This is a genomic window from Bradyrhizobium erythrophlei (assembly GCF_900129425.1).
Taxonomy (GTDB): domain Bacteria; phylum Pseudomonadota; class Alphaproteobacteria; order Rhizobiales; family Xanthobacteraceae; genus Bradyrhizobium; species Bradyrhizobium erythrophlei_C.
This window is the reverse complement of sequence record NZ_LT670817.1, coordinates 7015957-7036736: the sequence shown is the minus strand read 5'-3', so window position 1 is coordinate 7036736 and position 20780 is coordinate 7015957. Positions and strand designations below refer to the sequence as shown.

At 60.4% G+C, this 20780-nt stretch carries 14 protein-coding genes; 7 read left to right on the top strand and 7 right to left on the bottom strand.

Translation table 11 applies throughout. From position 1 onward, the window contains the following. Positions 1-2 precede the first annotated feature (2 nt). The 7 genes from B5527_RS33490 to B5527_RS33460 all read right to left on the bottom strand — a co-directional run bounded on the left by B5527_RS33490 (position 3) and on the right by B5527_RS33460 (position 10244). Positions 3-1028 (bottom strand): hypothetical protein, encoded by a 1026-nt coding sequence (locus tag B5527_RS33490; RefSeq protein WP_172842743.1) that lies wholly within the window; start codon positions 1026-1028, stop codon positions 3-5. A gap of 133 nt (positions 1029-1161) precedes the next feature. Next, positions 1162-4080: an HAD hydrolase family protein gene (locus tag B5527_RS33485; RefSeq protein ID WP_079605308.1), complete on the bottom strand. Its 2919-nt coding sequence runs from the start codon at positions 4078-4080 to the stop codon at positions 1162-1164. 28 nt (positions 4081-4108) lie between these two features. Next, positions 4109-5320: a glycosyltransferase family 4 protein gene (locus tag B5527_RS33480; protein WP_079605307.1), complete on the bottom strand. Its 1212-nt coding sequence runs from the start codon at positions 5318-5320 to the stop codon at positions 4109-4111. 7 nt (positions 5321-5327) lie between these two features. Then, complete coding sequence (locus tag B5527_RS33475; RefSeq protein ID WP_172842742.1) at positions 5328-6125, bottom strand: polysaccharide deacetylase family protein; 798 nt, start codon at positions 6123-6125, stop codon at positions 5328-5330. After that, the gene (locus B5527_RS33470; RefSeq protein ID WP_079605305.1) at positions 6122-8434 is read right to left on the bottom strand and encodes a phosphotransferase; all 2313 of its coding nucleotides are present in this window, start codon (positions 8432-8434) and stop codon (positions 6122-6124) included. Before B5527_RS33470 ends, B5527_RS33475 begins: the two co-directional genes overlap by 4 nt. 14 nt (positions 8435-8448) lie before the next feature. Next, complete coding sequence (locus tag B5527_RS33465; protein WP_079607705.1) at positions 8449-9252, bottom strand: WecB/TagA/CpsF family glycosyltransferase; 804 nt, start codon at positions 9250-9252, stop codon at positions 8449-8451. 11 nt (positions 9253-9263) lie between these two features. After that, positions 9264-10244, bottom strand: a complete 981-nt coding sequence (locus B5527_RS33460) for a UDP-glucuronic acid decarboxylase family protein (protein WP_197689237.1) — start codon at positions 10242-10244, stop codon at positions 9264-9266. A gap of 273 nt (positions 10245-10517) precedes the next feature. Between B5527_RS33460 and B5527_RS33455 the strand changes: the two genes are divergently transcribed. The 7 genes from B5527_RS33455 to B5527_RS33425 all read left to right on the top strand — a co-directional run bounded on the left by B5527_RS33455 (position 10518) and on the right by B5527_RS33425 (position 20397). Next, positions 10518-11864, top strand: a complete 1347-nt coding sequence (locus tag B5527_RS33455; RefSeq protein ID WP_197689236.1) for a polysaccharide biosynthesis/export family protein — start codon at positions 10518-10520, stop codon at positions 11862-11864. Between the two features lie 50 nt (positions 11865-11914). Beyond that, entirely contained in the window at positions 11915-12832 is a 918-nt protein-coding gene (locus tag B5527_RS33450) for a methyltransferase domain-containing protein (protein ID WP_079605302.1), read from the top strand. A 329-nt stretch (positions 12833-13161) separates the two neighbouring features. Then, complete coding sequence (locus B5527_RS33445) at positions 13162-14400, top strand: O-antigen ligase family protein (RefSeq protein ID WP_172842740.1); 1239 nt, start codon at positions 13162-13164, stop codon at positions 14398-14400. Positions 14401-14438: 38 nt separating this feature from the next. Further along, positions 14439-15860 carry a right-handed parallel beta-helix repeat-containing protein gene (locus tag B5527_RS33440; protein WP_079605300.1) on the top strand — a complete coding sequence of 474 codons (1422 nt, stop codon included), beginning with the start codon at positions 14439-14441 and terminating at the stop codon, positions 15858-15860. Positions 15861-16054: 194 nt separating this feature from the next. Continuing rightward, on the top strand, positions 16055-17041 hold the full coding sequence (locus B5527_RS33435; protein ID WP_079605299.1) for an NAD-dependent epimerase/dehydratase family protein: 987 nt from the start codon (positions 16055-16057) through the stop codon (positions 17039-17041). Positions 17042-17112: 71 nt separating this feature from the next. Further along, positions 17113-18588, top strand: coding sequence for an exopolysaccharide biosynthesis polyprenyl glycosylphosphotransferase (locus tag B5527_RS33430; RefSeq protein ID WP_079605298.1), 1476 nt, complete (start codon positions 17113-17115; stop codon positions 18586-18588). Between the two features lie 333 nt (positions 18589-18921). Beyond that, on the top strand, positions 18922-20397 hold the full coding sequence (locus B5527_RS33425; RefSeq protein WP_079605297.1) for a cytochrome-c peroxidase: 1476 nt from the start codon (positions 18922-18924) through the stop codon (positions 20395-20397). Positions 20398-20780: the final 383 nt, after the last annotated feature.

Below are 20780 nucleotides of genomic sequence, written 5' to 3'. Positions count from 1 at the left end.
GACTAGGTTCGAGGATTTGTTGGCGTCGCTCTGAAGGCGCTTTCGTGTCGATGCAATCGCCGAGGTGGTTGCGCATCCGCTCCCGCCTGATCATCGACCAACGGGCCGGCCCACTTTTCGGCGAGAAAGGAAAGCAGGACTCCGAGGACTAATCCGACAAAGATCGTCAAAGCGAAAAGGAGCATGGTATTGGGGCCAGATGGCACCATCACTGCCTCCGCCGGTAGCAACGATTGGCCGGCGGCGAGTCTGACCATATCCTTTGCCATCACGGCTTCCGGTTCCTGCGTCGCTCCCCCTTTCTGTGCGGTAGCGAGTTCCGCTTTCAGACGCAGGAGTTTGGCCGATCCATTGATATAGCTCGGGTGCTGCGGACCGAAAACCGCCGAAACCGCCGTCATTTCTCGTTCAGCCACCGCATACGCCTCGGCTGCCTGTTGCTGCAATTGGCCGCGCAAATACTCGGATGCAACCCAATTTGCCAACTGGGCGGCGCGCGTCGGATCGGACGCTGTGACCGCGACCGTTATCAAATATGCCCGCGGATCGTTCGCCACTGTGGTCTGGCTCATGAGCCGTGCCACCGCGAGTTCGTGCGGCGTCGGCTCAGGCACCCCGAAAACCGACCACACGGACGACAGTGCCCGGGCCGGAAGCGATCGGCGCGTATAGGCAGGATCATTGTCGAGACCGAGCAACGTAACGACGGCGGTAGCGATCGCGCGCGAACGAATGACGCGCGCCGCGCTATCCACGACGGCTGCCGCGTCGACCGCGGCAGTCGATAGAACCTTTTCACCCGCAGCTTCGTCGCGGGTGAAACTGAGCTGGATCATGGCTTCACCGGTGTAGCGCGGCGCGACTAGCACGAGCTCGACCGACAGAGCCGCCAAGGCGATGCCGAAAACCACGGCAACGAGGGACTTGTGCCTCCACAGGACTCGCAGCGTGTCGTACACGACCCGTTCATAGTGGACGCGCGGGGCGTAGATCGTGTTCGTCTCGAACGATAAAGACCTGTTGGACATCCTGATCTCCCGGATAGGCCCGTCCGATATTCGCCTGTTGCCACATTGCGCCGGACAGATTGTTTCTCTCATCGACCACCAGTGAAAGAGTAGCAGGAAGGGTACCTCCTATTTGCCAATCCGACGGCTGCGATCATCGCACGAAGATCCTGAATGTGGCGCGATCGAAGAGGGCGCGGATCAGCGTCCAAACGTTCAAGTTGTCCGCCGCTCGCAGCAGATCCAGAAATAGCGTCGCGCCATCGGATTCGTTCGGTGTTTCGATCGGGTCGGCGGCCGGTCCATGCTGGACAAGCGTCTTTACGATATCCAGCAATCCCCGTTGATAGCGATAACGCGACACCTTGCAGCCGAGCAGTCGCGCCTGCCGACGGCAGGAAATTTGGGCGGGGGCGAAGCTGCGCGTGGCCGCACGGAACATTGGGAGGTCGGCTTCAGTGTCGCCGATGGCAATCGTCTCGGCGTCCGGCCCCAAGACCCGGTCGCGCAAAGCCGTCAAGCCGATCCCCTTATCGGTCTCCTTTGCCACGATGGCGGTGTCGATCACGGTATGATGGAAAGAGAGTCGGTCGAGTTGCAGGGTCGTGATCAGGTGATTTACGACGAGTGTAGGCAGCGGGATCGGTACTCCCTGGCCGACGCCGAACGAGCGAATCGAATTCAGCAGCCGCAAAAGCAGACTGCGCGGTTGCTTCTCGAACATGAATGCCCGAATTGAGTATTGGTGACGATCGTCGAGGAAAACTCCGGGGATCTGCCGCAGATGTTTCCTGAGTTCGTCAAGCTGCGCCATCGTTTTCTGGTCGATCAGGGGTTGCCCGCTCTGGGCAACCGCGTCCCACAAATAGGCGCCGTGCTCCGCCACGCCTCCCGCCAGGCCGTATGATTGGCAGTAATCCCTCACCTCCGCGGCCGAGCGCGCGGTGTTCAATGCAATGGAACATCCGCGGCCTGCCAGCAGCGAAAGGGCCTCCATACCGGCAGCCGACGTGGTCGGGTAGCCGAACACGCGTCGGTCCAAAACTCCGTCGACATCGAGCATGACCAGCGGCGGACGCCAACCCGCCGGCTGGGACGGACGGCAACGCGCCCCGCAGAACCGCGCGGTCTGTATCGTGAGGAAGTCCCAGGCGCCGAGGAAACGGCGATAGAATTCCTGCTGCCGCTGACCGGTCAGCATCGCGCCGAAGAGATGTTCTTGAGCCGACGCCATGGTCCAGAGGCCAGCGAGCAGTTTGTTGAGAAAGAGGCGCCCGCCTACCTCGACGTCTCCGGAGTACTCGATGTATCGACTGATCAGCCGGTCTTCCTCTTCGGGGGAAAGCGCGAAACTTAGAATGGTCTCGGCAAGATCGTAGGCGGGATCGATCACGTTCAGTTGGGTCTTCCCCAAGCCATGCCGATAATAGCCCGTCTTCAACGGGCCGAACTCACCCTCGATCCATTCGGCGTACCCCATGTTGCCGTCGATCAAGGTTGGGAATGGGCAATGCAACCGGTATAGCCGCTCTTGGATCCATGAGCGCATCAGTGTGTCGATTAGGAACCGTCCGTACGCGCGGCCGAACGATTCCGCCAACAATCCCAAGCCATTTTCGTGCACCGCCTTGCCTGGGCCGCGGCGCTTCGGCAGACCCAGCAGGCGGGTTCGCGTTGCGACATAGGCTGCCGTCCTCTCGATCCACGAGTCGCGGTCCAACCGGACGTTTGCCGCACCGGAGTTTTGCGGCAACCATTCGGTATAGAGAATGCCGTCGCGAAGCCCGAGGATCGGCGGCACAAAATCGGAAAGTCTGTGCGCAGCCAGAAACGCCTGATAGCCAAGGTATCCCAGGCCAACGCTCTTTGCCATGACATATCGGGTTTCGTTCTGCCCTTGCGGTGTCTGCAGTCGCACTTCAAAGATCCGCTTGAGCGTTGCACCGCGATTATGGTTCGGGCCGTTCAGCTCCGAGTTGAGTTCGTCGGCCCGGTGGCTGCCGACCACCCGGACGCCGGTGAAACCCTGCCACGTGAAGTATTCGGCGAGCCGGTTCTCCACATTCTTGGGACCGAGTAGTTGCTGTTTTCGCCATCGTTCTGGCGCAAGTGTCATGACCAGCCCATCCGGCAAGGTACTGGCCCAGTTGGGTGTCGCGGGATGTGTCGGAACCAAGGCCTTTATTCGGGCAAGCTCGAACCCCGCTTTGCGTGCGATCTCGACTCCAATAACGATCGTGCCGCCGCTATTCGGCGGATCATCCACGATGACGATGGTGAACCCCTGCTTTGCGTACCTCGTCAACTCGTCGCGTTCCCGTCGACTGGGGCCCTTTTTCGGCTGCACAGTCACTGAGGCTACTTGCCGATAGCCTTCGGCTTTGAGAAAGGAGCGCAGCAGTGCGGAAAAGTAGGTGCCGGCCGTGCGCAAACCCAGCAGAAGAATTGGATGCGACCGGTCGGGGTATTGCTGCGCCATTTGCCGCCCCAGCGCCAGCACGTCGAGATGGGTGAGGTCCAGCCGGCTGAACGCCGACGGCACGCCGAGGCGCAATTCCAGCAAGTCAGAGGGGAGGGGCGATTGCAGCATTCCGACTAGTCTTTGGGCGAACTTCAAGGAACTAGCCGGATCGCAGTCGCATCGAGCTAAGACCCCGAAAAAGCCGTCGAGGCCGTTCTGCCACTCTTCCCTCCAACGGCGGACTTGCGTCCTGTTCTGCTTCGGGACGCTTTCGGCGACTTTCTCTGTCGCCCACATGGCCAGACGCCCGGGCCGGGTTCTCGCCAGTTGAGCGGGCAGCCGTAACGTGTGCCCGCGCAGATATTCGTCGATGCCATTTAGCAGCGAACAGGAAAGCAGATACGCGTTCGTCGTGACTTCGCTGGTTTGCCACCCGGCTGGAGTAGTGGGCAAGCGGTTGATTTCGACGGCAAGGTGCTCAATGGCTTCCCCGACCGTCAGATGCGGATCCAGGCACCAATCATAAGCGGAATAGAAGCTCGTCTCCTCCGGCAACAGCTCGTTGCGCGCCGGCAAGCGGTCAGACATCGCAGGTTTGGTCATTGTGAGCATCGTACGCCTCCTGCAATTCTCGATTGTCCTACGACGCCGATACGGTTTCGATCGCGTTCACACCACGCCGGCCGTGTCCGCCGATGGCGCGTTCGTAGGTTGCCATGAGCACCCCATGGTTCGCCTCGGCGGTGAAATTCTGATCAAAGGTCTCCCGAGCGCCGCGTCGCATCCGCTTCAGCGCGGACGCGTCCGAGAAGAGGCACCGGACCTTCGTGGCCAAATCTTCCGGATTTCCAGGAATGAAACAGATACCGTTTTGGTAGTCGTCAACAATTTCGGCCATGGCTCCCAGTCTTGGAACGATGACGGGGGTGCCCTTGGCGAATGCCTCGATCACGACGCGCGGAAGCGCGCCTTCGTAACATTGCGAAGGCAGCACCAGAAACGCCGCCGCACCGATCAGGTCGTAGACGTCCGCATTCGAAATGCGTCGCATCCATTGGATCGCGCCATTTTGTGCCGCCGCCTCCTGAACCGCATGCACCAGCGGACCATCCCCGGCGATCTTCAACGGCACCACGTTCCCAAGGCGCCGCCACGCATTTAGAAGTGTCTCGATCCCCTTTTCCGCCGACAGGCGGCCGACATAGACAGCGTATCCGCCATCTCCCTGGCCGGGGCTCGGCTCCGGATAGGCGAAGTTGGGTTTGACAGCGATCTTGTGTGCGGGAAGCCCCCCTTCGATAAACTTGCGCCGGCTGAATTCGCTCAGGGCGATATACGCGTCGACTGCGTTGCGCCAGGTTCCCAACAAACGATGCGCCGCGATCATCGCCGCGACCGCAGCGCTGGCGGCGCGGCTGTCCCGGTAGCAGTTGTGCGCGACGCCACGCCATGGAACCGGCTTGCCGAGGCAATCCTCGCAAGGCTTGCCATCACGGAACAGCAGGGCGTTGACACAGACAAGCCTAAAGTTGTGCAGCGTCTGGACAACAGCAACGCCCTCTGCCCGCGCGGCGTAATAGGCGGCAGGAGAGATCAGCGGAAGCGTATTGTGGAAATGGACGACCTGCGGGCGACGCTCGCGAATAAGGCGCCGCATCTCGACAAATGCGGGGCGGCTCCAGATTGTACGGCCCGCCAGCGCCAGGCGCCCCATGTCGTTGGTTGCATCATTGGACAGGCTGTATTGGGTCACGCGGTGCCCGTGCGCCCGGAGCATTGCGACCTCGGCAGCGACGCATTGGTCCTCACCGCCGGCGAGCTTGTAGAAGTTGTGCGCCACCAAGATGTTCATGATCGCATCACCCTCCGGGTGCGGCTGTTTTCGCCGCCTGCGCTGAATGGTCGAGCACCGTCGTGACCGGCGGCATGGAAACCCGGCAGAGCTGTCCGTTAGTCAGGGCAGGAGCGTGACGCACGAAGCCTCCCAGCAAACACAGCACGTCTTTCAAGCGTTGCCACTGAACGGCGTCCTGCAACTCCCAGGAATGTCCCCATAAGTGGAAGACGCCACCGCGGGTGATGGCGTGACGCAATAACGATTCCGCCATCACGGGCCATTCGGTGGCGCGACCATGGATGATGTAGCGCCAGAGATTCGGCAAAACCTTCCGCTTGATCGAGTTTTTTGCAAAGGCCAAAAAGCGGTGCGGAAAGGCCTGGACGGTTGTCGGCATCAGCATCAACCCCGCTTGCCGCCGCGGGAAGTCGAGCGAAAGCAATTCGACGCTTCGCAGCCCGAGATAGCCCGCGTTTCGGATCATATCCAGGTGCAGGCTTTCATATCTTCCGCGCGGCGGACAGAAGCACGCGCACGAAACGCCGGTATTGTCCTCAACCCAGGCTTTGGAGTCGGCAATCTCCTGCCACGCTGTCCGATCCGACACGCCGGTAAGGTCGACGTGATGGAGCGTGTGGGCGCCAATTTCGAAATCGGGAATCAGTTCGCGAAATTGCGCGGCAGACATGGTCTCCAACCCTGTCGACGCCGGAACGTAGAAGGTTCCTGCGATCCCGTATTTCGCCAGCAGGGCTGCCACGCGCAGGTCCATAGGGTGCCCGTCATCCCAACTGGTCGTGATGTAGGTCGGCGATTTCATTCCCTCCCTCCGAGAACGGACAATCGGCCCTGTGATGGCTGGCTCGCCAGGACGCGTGCGAGCAGCCGGTCGATGCGACCCGCCGCAAGGCGCCGCTGGAGCAGGCGGTACAGTCCCCGCAGCGACCATGACAGGCCGAGGCCCTCCAGTTCCGCCCGCGCGAAGGCACGAACTTCCTCGACCAACCTCAGCTTCTCTTCCGATGCATCTACCGTCGCCAGGAAGGCCAAGAGCACGCTCTCGGCAAACATCCCCTTGCGCGACGCGATGCGGCGATTGGCAGTGCGGATATCGGTCCCCACGTCGTAAAGGACTCCCGCCAAATCGAGAGACGCCGGATACCACTCTTTTGACAACCCGTCGCGCACCGGAAGACTTGCCGAGGTGTCGACATCGATGAGCGATAGAACGCGATTGTCGGGATCCCAAAGAATATTGTTCAACGAGAGATCGCCGTGCAGACGTCCGGCCGCCCAATATGGCCGCATTGCTGCGACCACCGCGCGCGCCGCGGAGGCAAGCATTTCGAACGGCAGTTCGTCTCCGAGCGAAAGAGACTTGCTGAGGGTTGTCCCTGCGGCAATCGTCATCACCAATGCCGGCGGCGATGCGGACGCGTAGAGCGGCAACGGCGCACAGATCTTCCAGCCGTCAACGGCCTTGCCGTCCACTGCTGAATGCAACCGCACTTGCGCGTCGAACTGCCGCCTCCCCACACCGGCGGCATCGAGTTCATCCGGCTTGTAAAGCTTGACCACTAAATCGCGGTGCGCTTGCCAGAGCGGGCGACCTTCGCGCGAGCAGACGGCGTAAATCTTGCCGTGAAACCCCTCGCCTAAAGACCTGATATCCCAGTCGGCCTCCGCGGTGTCTTGCGTCAAGTTCTGCAACACCCTCGCTACCGATGCGCGATCGGACTGCGCCGCATTTGGCCGCGCGAGAACGGTCAGGAATGCTGCCCAGCGCGCGACGGAACCGGCAACGTTTCCTGCCAGGAACCCGTAGGCGGCCCCTAGCAGACCCCATTCGACGGAAAGGATCCAGATTCCTGCCAATGTGACGATGGTGCCGGTCAACGCCGCCAGGACGATCGTCTGCGGACGCTCCATGCTGGCCAGTGCGTTCGAAGCCGGCGCTCCCACCGCCGCGGCCATCATTGCAACGGCGAGCACGGTAACGACATGGCCCTGTCCGCCGTATTCTGGTTCCCGATAAACGATTTGCATGAGCATCTCACCGCCGAGAAGGATCGCGACGCAAAACAGCGACATCCCGCCGCCGAGTATGAGCGCATCCCGAATGGCTTGGCGGCATAGAGTCGCGCCGCCGCCTTCCTTGAAGGCGAGGACTGCCCGCGGCGTCAGGGTATTGCGGAACGCTGTCAGCAACGGGTTGGCCAGAGATGCGATGCTGGTGGAGGCGGCGTACACGCCGGTCTCCGTGATGCCGACGAGCAGCGGCAGCAGCCAATAGCTGGCATAACCCTGCGTCGAGACGGTGAGCTGCCCGGCGCACAGCCATTTCGCAAGACCCCAGCTCTCTCTGGTTGCCTGCCGAACCTGGTCCGCTTTGATCACGAAATTCGATCGCGCATGGTGTAACCAGAAGAGACTCGTCAGCGCGCAGGCGCCACCCAACGCGGCACAAGCGCCGATCGCGGACATCCTTCCGGTCCATCCCATCCAGCCAAGTACGCCGAGCTGCAGCGCCGCTGCGGCGGCGTCGAGGGTCAGGGCGTTGGCCACGTGCAAATGCGCGAACGCGTAGCCGCGGCCGAATTCCCGCTGCATTGCTGCCGGCACGGTCAGCACCATTGCCAGGATCAACGAGACCAGGGTCGCATCCGCCCTGAGCGCCAGCGCCGCAACGGCCGCGAGCGCCAACGCCGCGGTCGCCACAGCCGCGAGCAGTCCGCTGTGCAGCAGTGAGATCCCGGCATGTTCGGCAGGGGTGCGCGACGGACGGTGGCGCTGGATCGAATACGGAAGCAGGACCAGCGCGTCCTGGACTGCGAGCAGCGATCCCAATACCGAAAGCGCGATAGTGTAGATGCCCAATTGGCTAGGCACGGTGAAGCGGCCGACCAGTACCGTCGACAAGAGACTGGCGCCACTGACCACCGCCTGATCCGCCAACGCCAGAAAATGGGTTCCGAAAATGACCCGCGTGAGGCTCGCCCAAGCTCCACCGCGTTTCGCGTCCTCGTCGCTGCCCGATGACTCGGCGACGTGCAATTTGAGCCGAGGCTGCGGCGCTTTGCGGTCCGCATTACTCTCCAGCGGCCAGCCCGTCGCTCCGGTTTTTTGCATGCAAACCTTCGGTTTCAATGGTACTCGCGCGACGCCGCCTTGAGGCCGGAGGTCCGGCTGCGCACTGTTCGGCGTAACAGTTCGGCGACGGCGAGAAACGCGAATCCGGGCACAATGTAGGCGTAGCGCCGCCACAAGCGCCGGGGCTCCGAGTACAATCGGAACAGCCATTCGAGCGCATGACGTTGCATCCATTTCGGGGCCTGACGTTTTGTGCCGGCCAGGAAATCGAATCCGGCGCCGACACCGATCATGACCGGTACATCGATGCGCCCGAGGTGATCGGCCATCCACCGCTCCTGTTTCGGCGTGCTCAACCCCACCCAGACGATGTGCGGCCGCGCAGCGTTAATCGCATCCACGACTGCGCGGTCCTCCGCGGGCGTCATCTCCCGGAATGGCGGACAGAATGTGCCGGCCACTTGCAGCCCCGGGACAGAGGCGACCAACCTCTCCTTCAGTTTCTCGGCGACACCGACGTCGCCGCCGTAGTAAAACTGCCGATAGCCGCGGCGGCCGGAAACAGTCGTCATTTCCCGCATCAGGTCCGGACCATAGACCCGCTGCGTGCGCTTCTTGCCGATCAAACGCAGAAAGTACACCAACGGGATGCCGTCGGGCGTCACCATGCCGGCCTCGTTGTGGATCCTGCGCAACAATGGGTCACGGCGGCATTCCATAACGCCGTGGACGCCGGTGACGCACACATACTCGCGGCGTCCCTCGCTTATCCAGCGCTCGATCGTCGCGATCGCGTCGTCAATGGTGATGGCACTGACGTTGACGCCGAGAACGTCGCCGCGGTCGCTGCGCTGCATGGTCGCCGCGCTCACTGGGTGAACCTCCACACCAGCTTTTCCGCCTCGCGCGAATTAGCGAGCAAAGCGTCGAAATAGCTGATGGTCTTCTTCAGGCCTTCCTCCAAACTGACCTTGGGCGTCCAATGCAAAAGCTGGCGCGCACGCGAGATATCCGGCCGCCGCTGGCGGGGATCGTCCTGCGGCAACGGCCGAAATTCGAGACGAGAGTGCGAACCCGTCAGCGAAATAATGAGCTCCCCGAGCTCGCGCATTGACATTTCCGCGGGGTTGCCGACATTGATTGGCCCCTCGACATCGTGCGGCAGATTCATCAATCTTGTCAGTCCATCGATCAGGTCGTCGACGTAGCAAAACGACCGCGTCTGTGTCCCCGAACCAAAGATGGTGATGGGGTCGCCTTTCAGAGCTTGCACGATGAAGTTGGAGACGACGCGCCCATCCTGCGGATGCATGTTCGGGCCGTAGGTGTTGAATATGCGGGCGACCCGCACGTCCAGCCGATGCTGTCGCCGGTAATCGTAAAACAACGTCTCGGTGCACCGTTTGCCTTCATCATAGCAGGCACGCGGCCCGATCATGTTCACCATGCCGCAGTAATTCTCGGTCTGTGGATGGACGTCCGGATCGCCGTAAACTTCGCTAGTGGACGCCTGCAGGATGCGAACGCGCAATCGTTTGGCGAGCCCCAGCATGTTGATCGCCCCGAGTACACTCGTTTTGGTGGTTTGGATGGGATCGCGTTGGTAGTGGATCGGCGAGGCGGGACAGGCGAGGTTGTAAATCTCGTCGACCTCGACATAGAGGGGAAACGTCACGTCGTGCCGCATAACCTCGAAAGCCGGTTCGCCGAGCAGCGGTTCAATGTTTCGGCGCATGCCGGTGAAGAAGTTGTCGACGCAGAGCACTTCGCATTCCTGGTTGAGCAATCGTGCGCACAGATGTGAGCCGAGAAAGCCGGCGCCGCCGGTCACCAGAACACGTTTTTTCACGGTGCGTCTCCTGCCATTTGCATGTCCGCCGATCCGAACGCGCCCACTCGGGCACGTGACATCTTGATGACGTCGGAGACGGCAACAACCGCGCAGATGGATTGCGGCAGAGCGCATATGGGATATCGGATGCATTACGCTTACTCCGACGGAGTACTCCCGAGGAGCGCGACGATAGTCCCTGTTTTTCGGCAACGCGGCGCACCCAGCGAATAGTCTGGAGACGGAGGTGACGGGCCGAACTCGACCAGGACCACAACGCAGGTAGCCGCGGTGACTCACCATCAGAAACCAAATTGGAAGGCTGTCGGAAATGCCCGCCACGCGGGTGCGTTCCGGCACTCATCGCAGGCCATGTGTCTGGCCGTCTTGCTATTCCCCCTATTCACCGCCACGCCGTCGGCCGGCGCCGATAGTCACCCCTATCAGCTGGCTCCAGGCGATCGCATCACGGTGACTGTTTTTGGCCAGCCGGAGCTTTCAGGCGACGTGCTCGTCGATGGCGCCGGCGACGTCACTATTCCGCTTATCGATCGCATAGAGGTCAAGGACCTGACCCTGCTCGAATGCCAAAAACTTATCGGCGACCGACTTGCCGACGGTATACTTCGGAAGCCGTCGGTTAGCGTGCGCATTGCCGAACTGCGTCCGCTTTACGTTTTGGGCGACGTGCGCCTGCCGGGAGCCTATCCTTTCCGGTATGGGAGCACGATAGAAAGCGCCGTGGCCCTCGCGGGTGGGTTCGGCCCCGGCGAACTGCTTCGGAACACCGCCGTTTCCGATTTCTGGTCAGCTGAGGAGCGTGTACGTCAGCTCACCTTGCAAAAACGTACCCTGCTTGTGCGCAAAGCCCGTCTCGAGGCGCAGCAGGACGGACAGGACACCTTTGCACCGCCCGCTTTATCCGACCTGGGCGGGGATAAGGACACGACTGAGATCGTGGCAAACGAGAAGGATATCTTCGCCACACAAGCAGCCATCCTGCGAGATCAGATCGATCTGCTCCGTTCGCAGAAGCCGCGTTTGCAGGAGCAAATCGACGCCAATACCGAACAGGGCAACGCAGGAAAAAAGCAACTTGACCTGATCCGGCAGCAGATAGAGCGGTACCAAAAGCTTTTCAGCCAAGGGCTGGGTACCCAGAACAACGACTTCCAGTTCCGCGTTCTTGAGGCAAACCAGGAAGCCACCATCTGGAGGCTGCTGTCGGACGTCTCGCGGCTGCAGATGGAATCGGGAGATCTCGAATTCAAGATCCAGACGGTCATGGCCGGTTTCAAGCAGCAGGTCGGGAAGGAATTGCAGGAAACTCGCGACCGCCTCAACGAATTAGAAGTAACGCTACCGGCGGCAGTCAGAATTAGAGACGTCAAGCTACAATACGCCGGCGGCGCGACGGGTCAGGCTGCCACGCATTTGATAAGCATCACGCGCATGCAGAACGGCCACCCCGCGGTGCTCGACGCAAACGAAACGACGCTGGTGGAACCTGGCGACGTCATTAACGTCAAAAGCGAGATGCCCCGCCTCCTGCCGCAAGAGGAAGCTATGGCAAGATCCCAACCCTACAAGACAGGCGAGACCGAAACGGGGGAAACACGAGGTTCGATTTCCCGCTGACGTTCCCTTGCTGTCGCCATGTGCTGCACGTGTTCTGACAATTTTTGCGAATGGGAGGGTCGATGTTGGACTCCGGAGCGGCGGTGCCTCGGTCGTACGAGCGGCGAACTGCTAAAATGGATCTCCCTGAGTGCCCTCAATGCAAGTTCCAGGGAGCTGCTTCCGTCCATTGGCGGGCGCCGCGTTTTCTGCGCTGTCGAGAATGCGGCACCATATTTCGTGATCCCTTTCCTGGAGAGTCGGAGCTTGCGAATTATTACAGGGAAGGGTGGAAAGAACCTGAAGAAAACGTTGTCGAAACTGGCTCTACAGATGGAGTCATTGCTCGATATCTTGCAGATTCGCTGACAGACACTCTGGCCCTACGCAGCCTTTCCGGGATGCGTATCCTCGATTTCGGGGCCGGACGAGGCGCGATGACTCTCGAATTGATGAAGCGCGGCGCTAAACTTGTCGCTGTTGAACCGTTTGGGTATAAGTTCCTGGCCGAGCTTGGCATTTCAGTCTATCGAGACCTTGCCCATCTCCCGGACGAACTGACCTTTGATGGGATCGTATCGCTTGAGACTATTGAGCACCTTCGTGACCCAGGCGGAGTACTCGCAGGTTTATATAAGCGCTTGTCCCCTGGCGGCTGGCTCCTGATTACTACTCCGAATGCAGCTGGTCTCCCGGCAAGGCTTATGGGCCAGCATTGGCGAGAAGCGGTCAAACCTGGCCATATAGTTTTCTTCACTCCCGCAGCGCTCAGCAAGATACTGGAAAAAAATGGATTCAGCCAGGTTCAGCGTCCACGCTGGTTCATTCGATATCCGCGTGCGTCACCGTTGCGTGCGCTTCTTCACTTCGGATTGCAGAAGTTAGCTATCGATGGAGGTTTACGTATGGTTGCTTACAGGCGGCAGACCAAGCTTCCGACTGCTGACCTTTTGGCAGAACAAGGTGGCAAGCGAGCCCTACCAGAATGAACAAACCGAATTTCCTCAGCTGGGCGTAATCGGCTGCTTCCATCGCGCAAGGACTATCGGACACTTTATGGGTACCGCAACGGAAGTACTCCCGAGGAGCGCGACGATAATCCCTGTTTGCGGCGACCCAGCGCGCGCAAGCGCTAATCTGGACGCGAGCGGCGTCCCCGGCGGAATGTGCTGTGACGGTCGCCCTTTACCGATTTTCCGGACACCTCATGACCCACGTTCCCCCAATTCCACATCATACCAGCGCGGGCGACCGTTACATCCTGGCGCTCTCGTGCGTTCTAATGGGATATGCGGTCCTGGGAAAGGGATTTGCCTACTTGGGCTATCCGCCGGTTTTGGTCGGTGAACTGACCTTCGTTGCCGGATTTTTTGTTCTGTTGCGGTCAGGGTGTCTCGTTGCCGTATTCGCTTCCGGACCGAGCCTCCTCCTCGCCGCGACCATGGGCTGGACGTTACTGCGCACCTTACCGTTCGTTGGCACCTACGGCTTCGATGCGTTGCGCGACAGCGTGATCATCATGTACGGGGGATTTTCCTTCATCGTCGCCGCGCTTCTGATTGAAGACTATCGCCGCATTAACACGCTCGTTCGTTATTACAGGGTCTTTCTGGATATCTACGTCCCCGCCGTACCTTTCCTTTTCCCGCTCGGATTCTATTTCGGGGACAACATCCTGAAAGTACCCGGGACGACCGTCAGCTTGATCTGGCTCGGCCCTGGCGAGGTCGGGACGCACCTTGCCGGTGCCGCGGTATTTACCCTGGCAGGTTTCCGTAAGCCCACCCCGGTCTGGACTGCCTGTCTTCTCGCCGCGTTGGTAATGGCCAGTGCCGTGAGCCGTGCGGCCATGCTCGCATTCGTCGTCCCGGTCGTGTTGGCAGCTTTCGCGTTCGGCAAAGTGCGCATGTTCGCCATCATCATCCCGGTCGGGCTGGTGCTGCTTGCCACATCCTACGCGCTCGAGAAAAGCTTCACGAGCTACCACGAAGCGCAAACCTCCACGGAGCGGCGGGTCAGTTCCGTGCAACTCGTCGAGAACATTGCGAGCATTTTTGGCCGTAGCGGCGATCAGACCGAAAGTACGAAGGTGTGGCGCGAGAAGTGGTGGAACATCATTGTCGACAACACGGTGCGCGGACCCTACTTCTGGACCGGCCGCGGATTTGGTGTAAATCTCGCCTTCGAAGACGGGTTCGGAAACCCCCACAATGAACGGCCGCTGCGCAGCCCACATAACGGCCACATCACAATCCTGGCGCGCGCGGGGATTCCAGGTGCGGCTTTGTGGGGCGTCTTTTTGGCCGCTTGGCTGCTTGCGCTACTGCAAACGATGTTCCGTGCCCGACGCTGCGGCCAGCCCGAATGGGCCGGTCTACTGCTGTTCATCGCTTGCTACGCAACATCCTGCCTGATCAACGCTGCCTTCGACGTCGCGCTTGAGGCGCCGATGCAGGGCATCTGGTTCTGGTGTCTGATTGGATTCGGCATCGGCGCGACGATGATCTATCGGTGCATGCAGGATGACCGCTCATGGAAGGGCGCACTAGGTCGCTAGAGTCTACCGGCCCGCGCGCGCCGAGGTTTGCCGCCTGCATGACGGCACTTTTGTGCTTGCTGGCCGCCACGTCGGCCGAGTCCGGCGTTCTGGACGATCGCTGCCCCGCGTCCACGATCCCGATAAAACCGGGTCAGTCGATTCAAACCGCTGTCGACCGGGCTGGAGACGGTGCCGCCTTTTGCCTGAAAAACGGAACCCACCGAGTCCAGGCGATCCGGCCGCGCCCGTATCAGCGCTTCTATGGTGAAGGCCGGACAATCCTGAACGGCAGCCGCCTGCTGACGCTTTTCAGTCGGGAAACCAACTATTGGGTCGCGAGCGACCAACCGCAACAAGGGCAAAGGCGCGGGGAGTGCGCAGAGGAAGCACCGGCCTGCAACCTCCCAGAAGGCCTGTTCATCGACGACATTCCCCTGGTTCAGGTGCTCGCGAAGAACGATGTTGGACCGGGCCGGTTCTATTTTGACCACGCTGCCCGATCCATCTATTTCGCGGATAACCCGATTGGTCATAAGGTCGAAGTGACGGTGGCCGCATTCGCGTTCGAGAGCTTCGCGCCCGGCGTTCTAATCAAGAACGTGACCATTGAAAAATACGCAAGCGTCGCCCAGAAAGGCGCAATCCAAGCCCAGGAAGCCGTCGGCTGGACCGTGGAGAATTGCGAATTGCGGCTGAACAGTGCGGCTGGTATCGCGGCCGGAACGGGCACCCGCGTCCGCAACTGCAACATTCACCACAACGGCCAGATCGGTATCACGGGCGTAGGCCGGGATGTCTTGATTGAGCGCAACCACATCTGGGAGAACAATACCCGTGAATTCCTGTCCAGTTGGGAAGCCGGGGGCGTCAAATTGGCTGTCAGCGAGCGCGTCGTCTTGCGCGGCAACCACGTGCATGACAACCGCGGCGCAGGCTTGTGGTGTGACATCGAATGCCGCGATGTCCTCTATGAGGACAACATCGCCGAAGGCAACCGCGGCGCCGGGATATTCCACGAGATCTCGTTTTCGGCGATCATCCGCAACAACACGCTGCGCCACAACGGCACCGGCGGAAAAGATTGGTTTTGGGGAAACAACATCCTGATAGCTGCCTCGCAGGATGTGGAGATCTACGGCAACACGTTGTTTGCGGAGCCCGGTAAATGCGGCATCGTGCTTTTGGACCAAGGCCGCCCTATGAAATCGGGCGGGACATACAAGACGCGTAATAACAAGGTCCACGATAACGATACAACATTCGAGGGAGCCGCCTGCGCCGGCGCCGCATCCGACGTCGATCCGGACTGCGAAAACGCCTTGATCATCGAGCACGGCAACAACCTGTTCGACCGTAACATCTATCGGGTCCCACGCGGCAGTGCGCCCTTCGCGTTCGCGTGGGGACATGCGGTTTTCGGATGGGACCAACTGCGCCGGGCCGGGCTCGAGCAAAACGGCACCCTGATCGTCTACTGAGCAGGAATTTCGTCGACGGCGCCGCGCCCAAGACGACGCGCGGTCGGCGAGACCACAAATTTGGGTTACCACCTTGTTGCAGTTGGGACTTTGAGACTGCGCGTATAAAAATCGTCCCCAATGGCAACTCCCCGCAATTGCTGTGCGGCACAGGCACACAGAAGCAGGATTGTGGACAGCCAACGGAGACGAAAATGCAAAAAATGGCGTTGGTGACGGGCGCGGGCGGATTCATAGGACATCACCTGGTCAAATACCTTGTCGGACACGGCTATGCTGTCCGGGGCGCCGACCTCAAATATCCCGAATACGAGGACACGAAAGCCGACGAATTTATCGTCGCGGATCTGCGCGACTACGATAAATGCCTGCGTGTCACGGAAAACATCGACGAGGTCTACCACCTCGCGGCCGACATGGGCGGAATTGGCTACATCAGCGCATTCCACGCGGAAATCACCATCAACAACACGTTGATCAACGCTCACATGTTGCAGGCCGCGCGATACCACCAAGTTAAGCGGTTCCTGTTCTCGTCATCGGCCTGCGTCTATCCTCAGTACCTGCAGAAAAACCCGGATGTAGTTCCTCTACGCGAGGAGGACGCATTTCCTGCCGACCCCGAAGAAGGGTATGGCCTGGAGAAGCTTTATATGGAAAAGCTTTGCCAGTACTTCACCGAGGATTGGCATTTCCCCACGCGGGTAGTCCGCTTCCATAACGTCTACGGTCCGCTTGGCACCTATGACGGCGGTCGCGAAAAGGCACCGGCGGCGATTTCGCGCAAGATCGCGGCGCTTAAGGACGGAGACAAATTATCGATTTGGGGCGACGGAAAACAAACCCGGTCCTTCATGTATATCGACGACTGTGTTGAAGGCATCTATCGCATCATGCGGTCTGACTACAGCGGTCCACTGAATCTCGGGACAGACGAGCTGGTGAGCGTGGACGGACTCGTCGACATCATTTCGGAAATTGCCGGAAAATCGCTGGTAAAGCGCCACGACGTTTCCAAGCCACAGGGCGTACGCGGGCGTAACAGCGATAACTCGCTACTGAGGACCGTTCTCGGCTGGGAGCCGCAAACCCCTCTGCGACAAGGACTCCTTCCTACCTACCGGTGGATCGAGGCGCGCGTGACGAACGAGATTGGGTTCTCCGGAATTGCAGCCGAATAGCCGCGGGCGCGGCTATCCCCTCGTCGACGCAAGGCCGCGTCCCCTGCGCCTTGAACGGAGCATGAAACAGCATGGCGGACGAAGGTCTGAATCTGCATCCGGCAGGCCCTGCGCGGCTCCGCCCCCACAGCCGAGGAGACCGCGATTTCGGGCTCCTCTATCGGTACCGGAAGCAGATTGTCGTCGCTTCGCTGGTCTGCGGTGATCTCGCCGCCGCACTGATCGCAATCTCGTGTACCCATTTCTTGATACGGACGACCGGGCTGCTGTCGCCCGGGCCTCAACACGTCACCGCTCCGTTTGTCGTCCTCGCCTTCTTCGCCGTCGGATTATACACCGGGTCCGGTCCAGCGCCCTACGAACGGTTCCGCCTGCGCACGGCAGGCATCGCCGGCTTCATTGCCATCTCGTCCGTTGCTACGCTGCCCGAACGAAATGTTATCGGCTTCATGATCCCGCAATTCGCCTATGCCGCCTGCCTGTTGTTGATCGGCCATTACATCGAAGAGACGACCAGGCGTCTGCTAATTTATCTCGATCTGTGGGGGGCCAGGACCGTCCTGGTCGGTGCGGCCGGCGAGTGCCGAGAACTGGCGCATCTCCTGGCGCGCAAGCCCGAACTCGGCCTCAAGCCAATCGGCATGATCAGGACCGCCGATGACAGAAATTGGACAGGTGGATCATTTCCGTTGCGCGTGATCGGGACGACAGCCGACTTCGATAGCATTCGGCTAGGGAGCGAAATTGAACTTGCCATTTTCACGACTACAAGCGAATTGACGGCCGTGCCGCGCGATTGTTCTGCGTTCAGCTCGTCTTGCCGTTTCATGCTGCTTGAGGACATCCGCAACGTTCAAGGCCTGTGGGCACGCACGCGAACGATAGACGCAATCATTGGCATCGAGATTCGGCGCAATCTCTGCTCCTGGCAGAATCGGCTGCTAAAGAGGACGTTCGACATCCTGCTCGCCATTCCTCTCGGGCTGTTAGCCCTGCCGGCCGTAGCCTTGGCGGCGCTAATGGTCAAACTCGTTGACCCAGGTCCCGCCTTTTATGTCCAGAAGCGCATCGGGCATAATGGAAAGATCGTGAAGGTGCTCAAGTTGCGAACAATGTATGCCAACGGCGAGCAGCTCCTCGAAGAGCATCTGCGGCGCGACCAGCAAGCGCGCGCCGAGTGGCAGCGATTCTTCAAGCTGCGGCACGATCCCCGAATTTTGCCGATTATCGGCAACGTGATGCGCCGCTCCAGCGCCGACGAACTACCGCAACTCTGGAACGTCATCCGTGGCGATATGAGTCTCGTCGGGCCGCGGCCACTCCCCGCGTATCACGCCGAACAGTTCGACGATGAATTTCGGACGCTCCGGACAGGTGTCCTGCCGGGCATCACTGGACTATGGCAGGTCTCTTCTCGGAGCGAGGGCGGTCTGCAGATTCTGCGGGAACAGGATCTTTTCTATATCCGCAATTGGTCGCCTTGGCTCGATTTCTACATCCTGCTGCAGACAGTACCAGCTGTTTTGAGCGCGAAAGGGGCACGTTAATTGTGGAGAGCCGTCGCAGCAAGCGACGGCTGACAAAGCGCGATCGGGCCGACTGGTCATCCCCACAATTGAGCTCCTGTTTGTCGCTGGCGTTGGAGCAGCGGTATTTTGTTCGAACCGCAGCCGGTTGAGCGAACAACCCCTCATGGCAACCTTCCCGGCGACCGCTCAAAATCAGCGGCGTCGAGACCTTCGAACCGAGTACTGCCGATTTGAGGAAATCGTAAAATAGAATTTAGTATTGCGACAGGATGCGCACTCTTCTAGCGATCAGCCCACAGTGCTATGTCATGGGCACGCCGTTAAGCGCTGGCTTGCCGAGGTTCCGAAGTGATGACACAGCGCACGCTTTTGTCGATCGCCGGGGCCATGGTCCTCTCCACGCTGGGCGCGGATGCGCGGGACGCGGAGGAGACGAGCTCAAATCTCTCGTCCCAGGCGCTACAGGAAATCGCGCAGGTCGAGCTCGAGATTGACCGCATCGAGGCGCAGGCAACCGAGCGGCTCGCCGCGCCGCCGGACAATCAGACCCAGCAGGTCGAATTGCTTGGCAAGTTGATGCTGTACGACAAGGATTTGTCGGTAAACCGCAACGAGGCTTGTGCCTTCTGCCACATGCCCGAGATGGGCTTTACCGGTCCGGTGTCGGAATTGAACCGGACCACCGCCGCCTATCCCGGGTCAGTGCGCACGCGATTCAGCAATCGCAAGCCGCAAACGCACGCCTATGCGCCGCTCTCGCCGGTGTTGCATTACAATCCCGGGCAGGGCGACCTCGTCGGCGGCAATTTCTGGGACATGCGTGCAACAGGACGCCGGCTGGGCAACCCGGCCGCCGAGCAGGCGCAAGGCCCGCCGACCAACCCGGTGGAAATGGGCTTGCCCGATATCGCCTGCGCAGTCTATCGCGCCTCGCAGCGGCCTTACCGCGCTCTGTTCGAAAGCGTGTGGGGACCACAGGCGTTCGCGATCTCGTGGCCGATTGATGTGGAGAAGGTCTGCGACCGGCCCGGGCCGCCGGCGGCCGCGGAGCCGTTGCCGGTTCACCTAAGCCCAACAGATCGCGGTCGGGTCGGCACGACCTTCGATCAGATGGCGCAATCTATCGCCGGCTACGAAGCCTCTGCCGAGGTGACCCCGTTCACGTCGAAATTCGACGCGGTGCGCGCCAACAAGGTCCAGTTCACGGCGCAGGAGCAACAAGGATACGCTCTGTTCCGAGGCCAGGCGCGATGCAACGAATGCCACCGTGACGGCGGACCTGGCGAGGATCCGCTGTTCACCGACTTCACCGCCAGCAATATCGGCACTCCCGCCAACCCGAGGCTTCCTTATTATGAGGAGAATAGGCCCGACGCGTTGGGCTATGTCGCCAATCCGCTGGGATCGTCATACGTCGATGGCGGTGTCGGCACTTTTCTCAGCAACGGACATGTCCTCAGCCAGCCCTCGGCGGTCGATGCGCGATGGCTCAAGCTGGCGCCGGACAACCAGGCACGATTTCAGGTGCCGACGCTTCGCAACGTGGACAAGCGGCCGTATCCGTCCTTCGTCAAGGCCTACGGGCATAACGGATATTTCACGAGCCTGAAGCAGATCGTGCATTTCTACAACACGCGCGACGTGCTGCCGCGCTGCCAGCCCCACGATGCCGGTGAAGGCACGACCTGCTGGCCCGCGCCGGAATCGACCCAAAACATGAACAGGAGCAAAGTCGGGCACCTCGGCCTGTCGGAGGCAGAAGAGGATGCGATCGTGAGCTTCATGCAGACGCTGACGGACGGCTTTATGGCTCTCGATCGGCCGTAAGTCGGTAATTGTGGAAGCGCCTCCGCCGCGAGCCTGCGCACCCGTCGCAGGCAGTGACCCCGCCAGCGAGGCGGTTGCCAATACCATCATAATTCTTCATCCAGTCATGGCATTTTCCTTTTCAACCGCCAGAGCCATTGTGATCATTTCTCGCCCCGGCCGCATATGGTCGCGCCGCTGCCTATCGCTAACGGGAAATTTCGAAGGCATTGATCGCAGCAGCCGATGGCGCCGGGTCAGCACACAGGCATCGCCCAACGGATGCGGCCGCGCATAAATCGATTGCTTGCGAACATCTCACCATTCAGTGAGGCGTGATGCAGTACTGCCAACATTTCGAATCCGCCATCGAGTCAATTCGCCGTGAGGGCCGTTATCGCGTT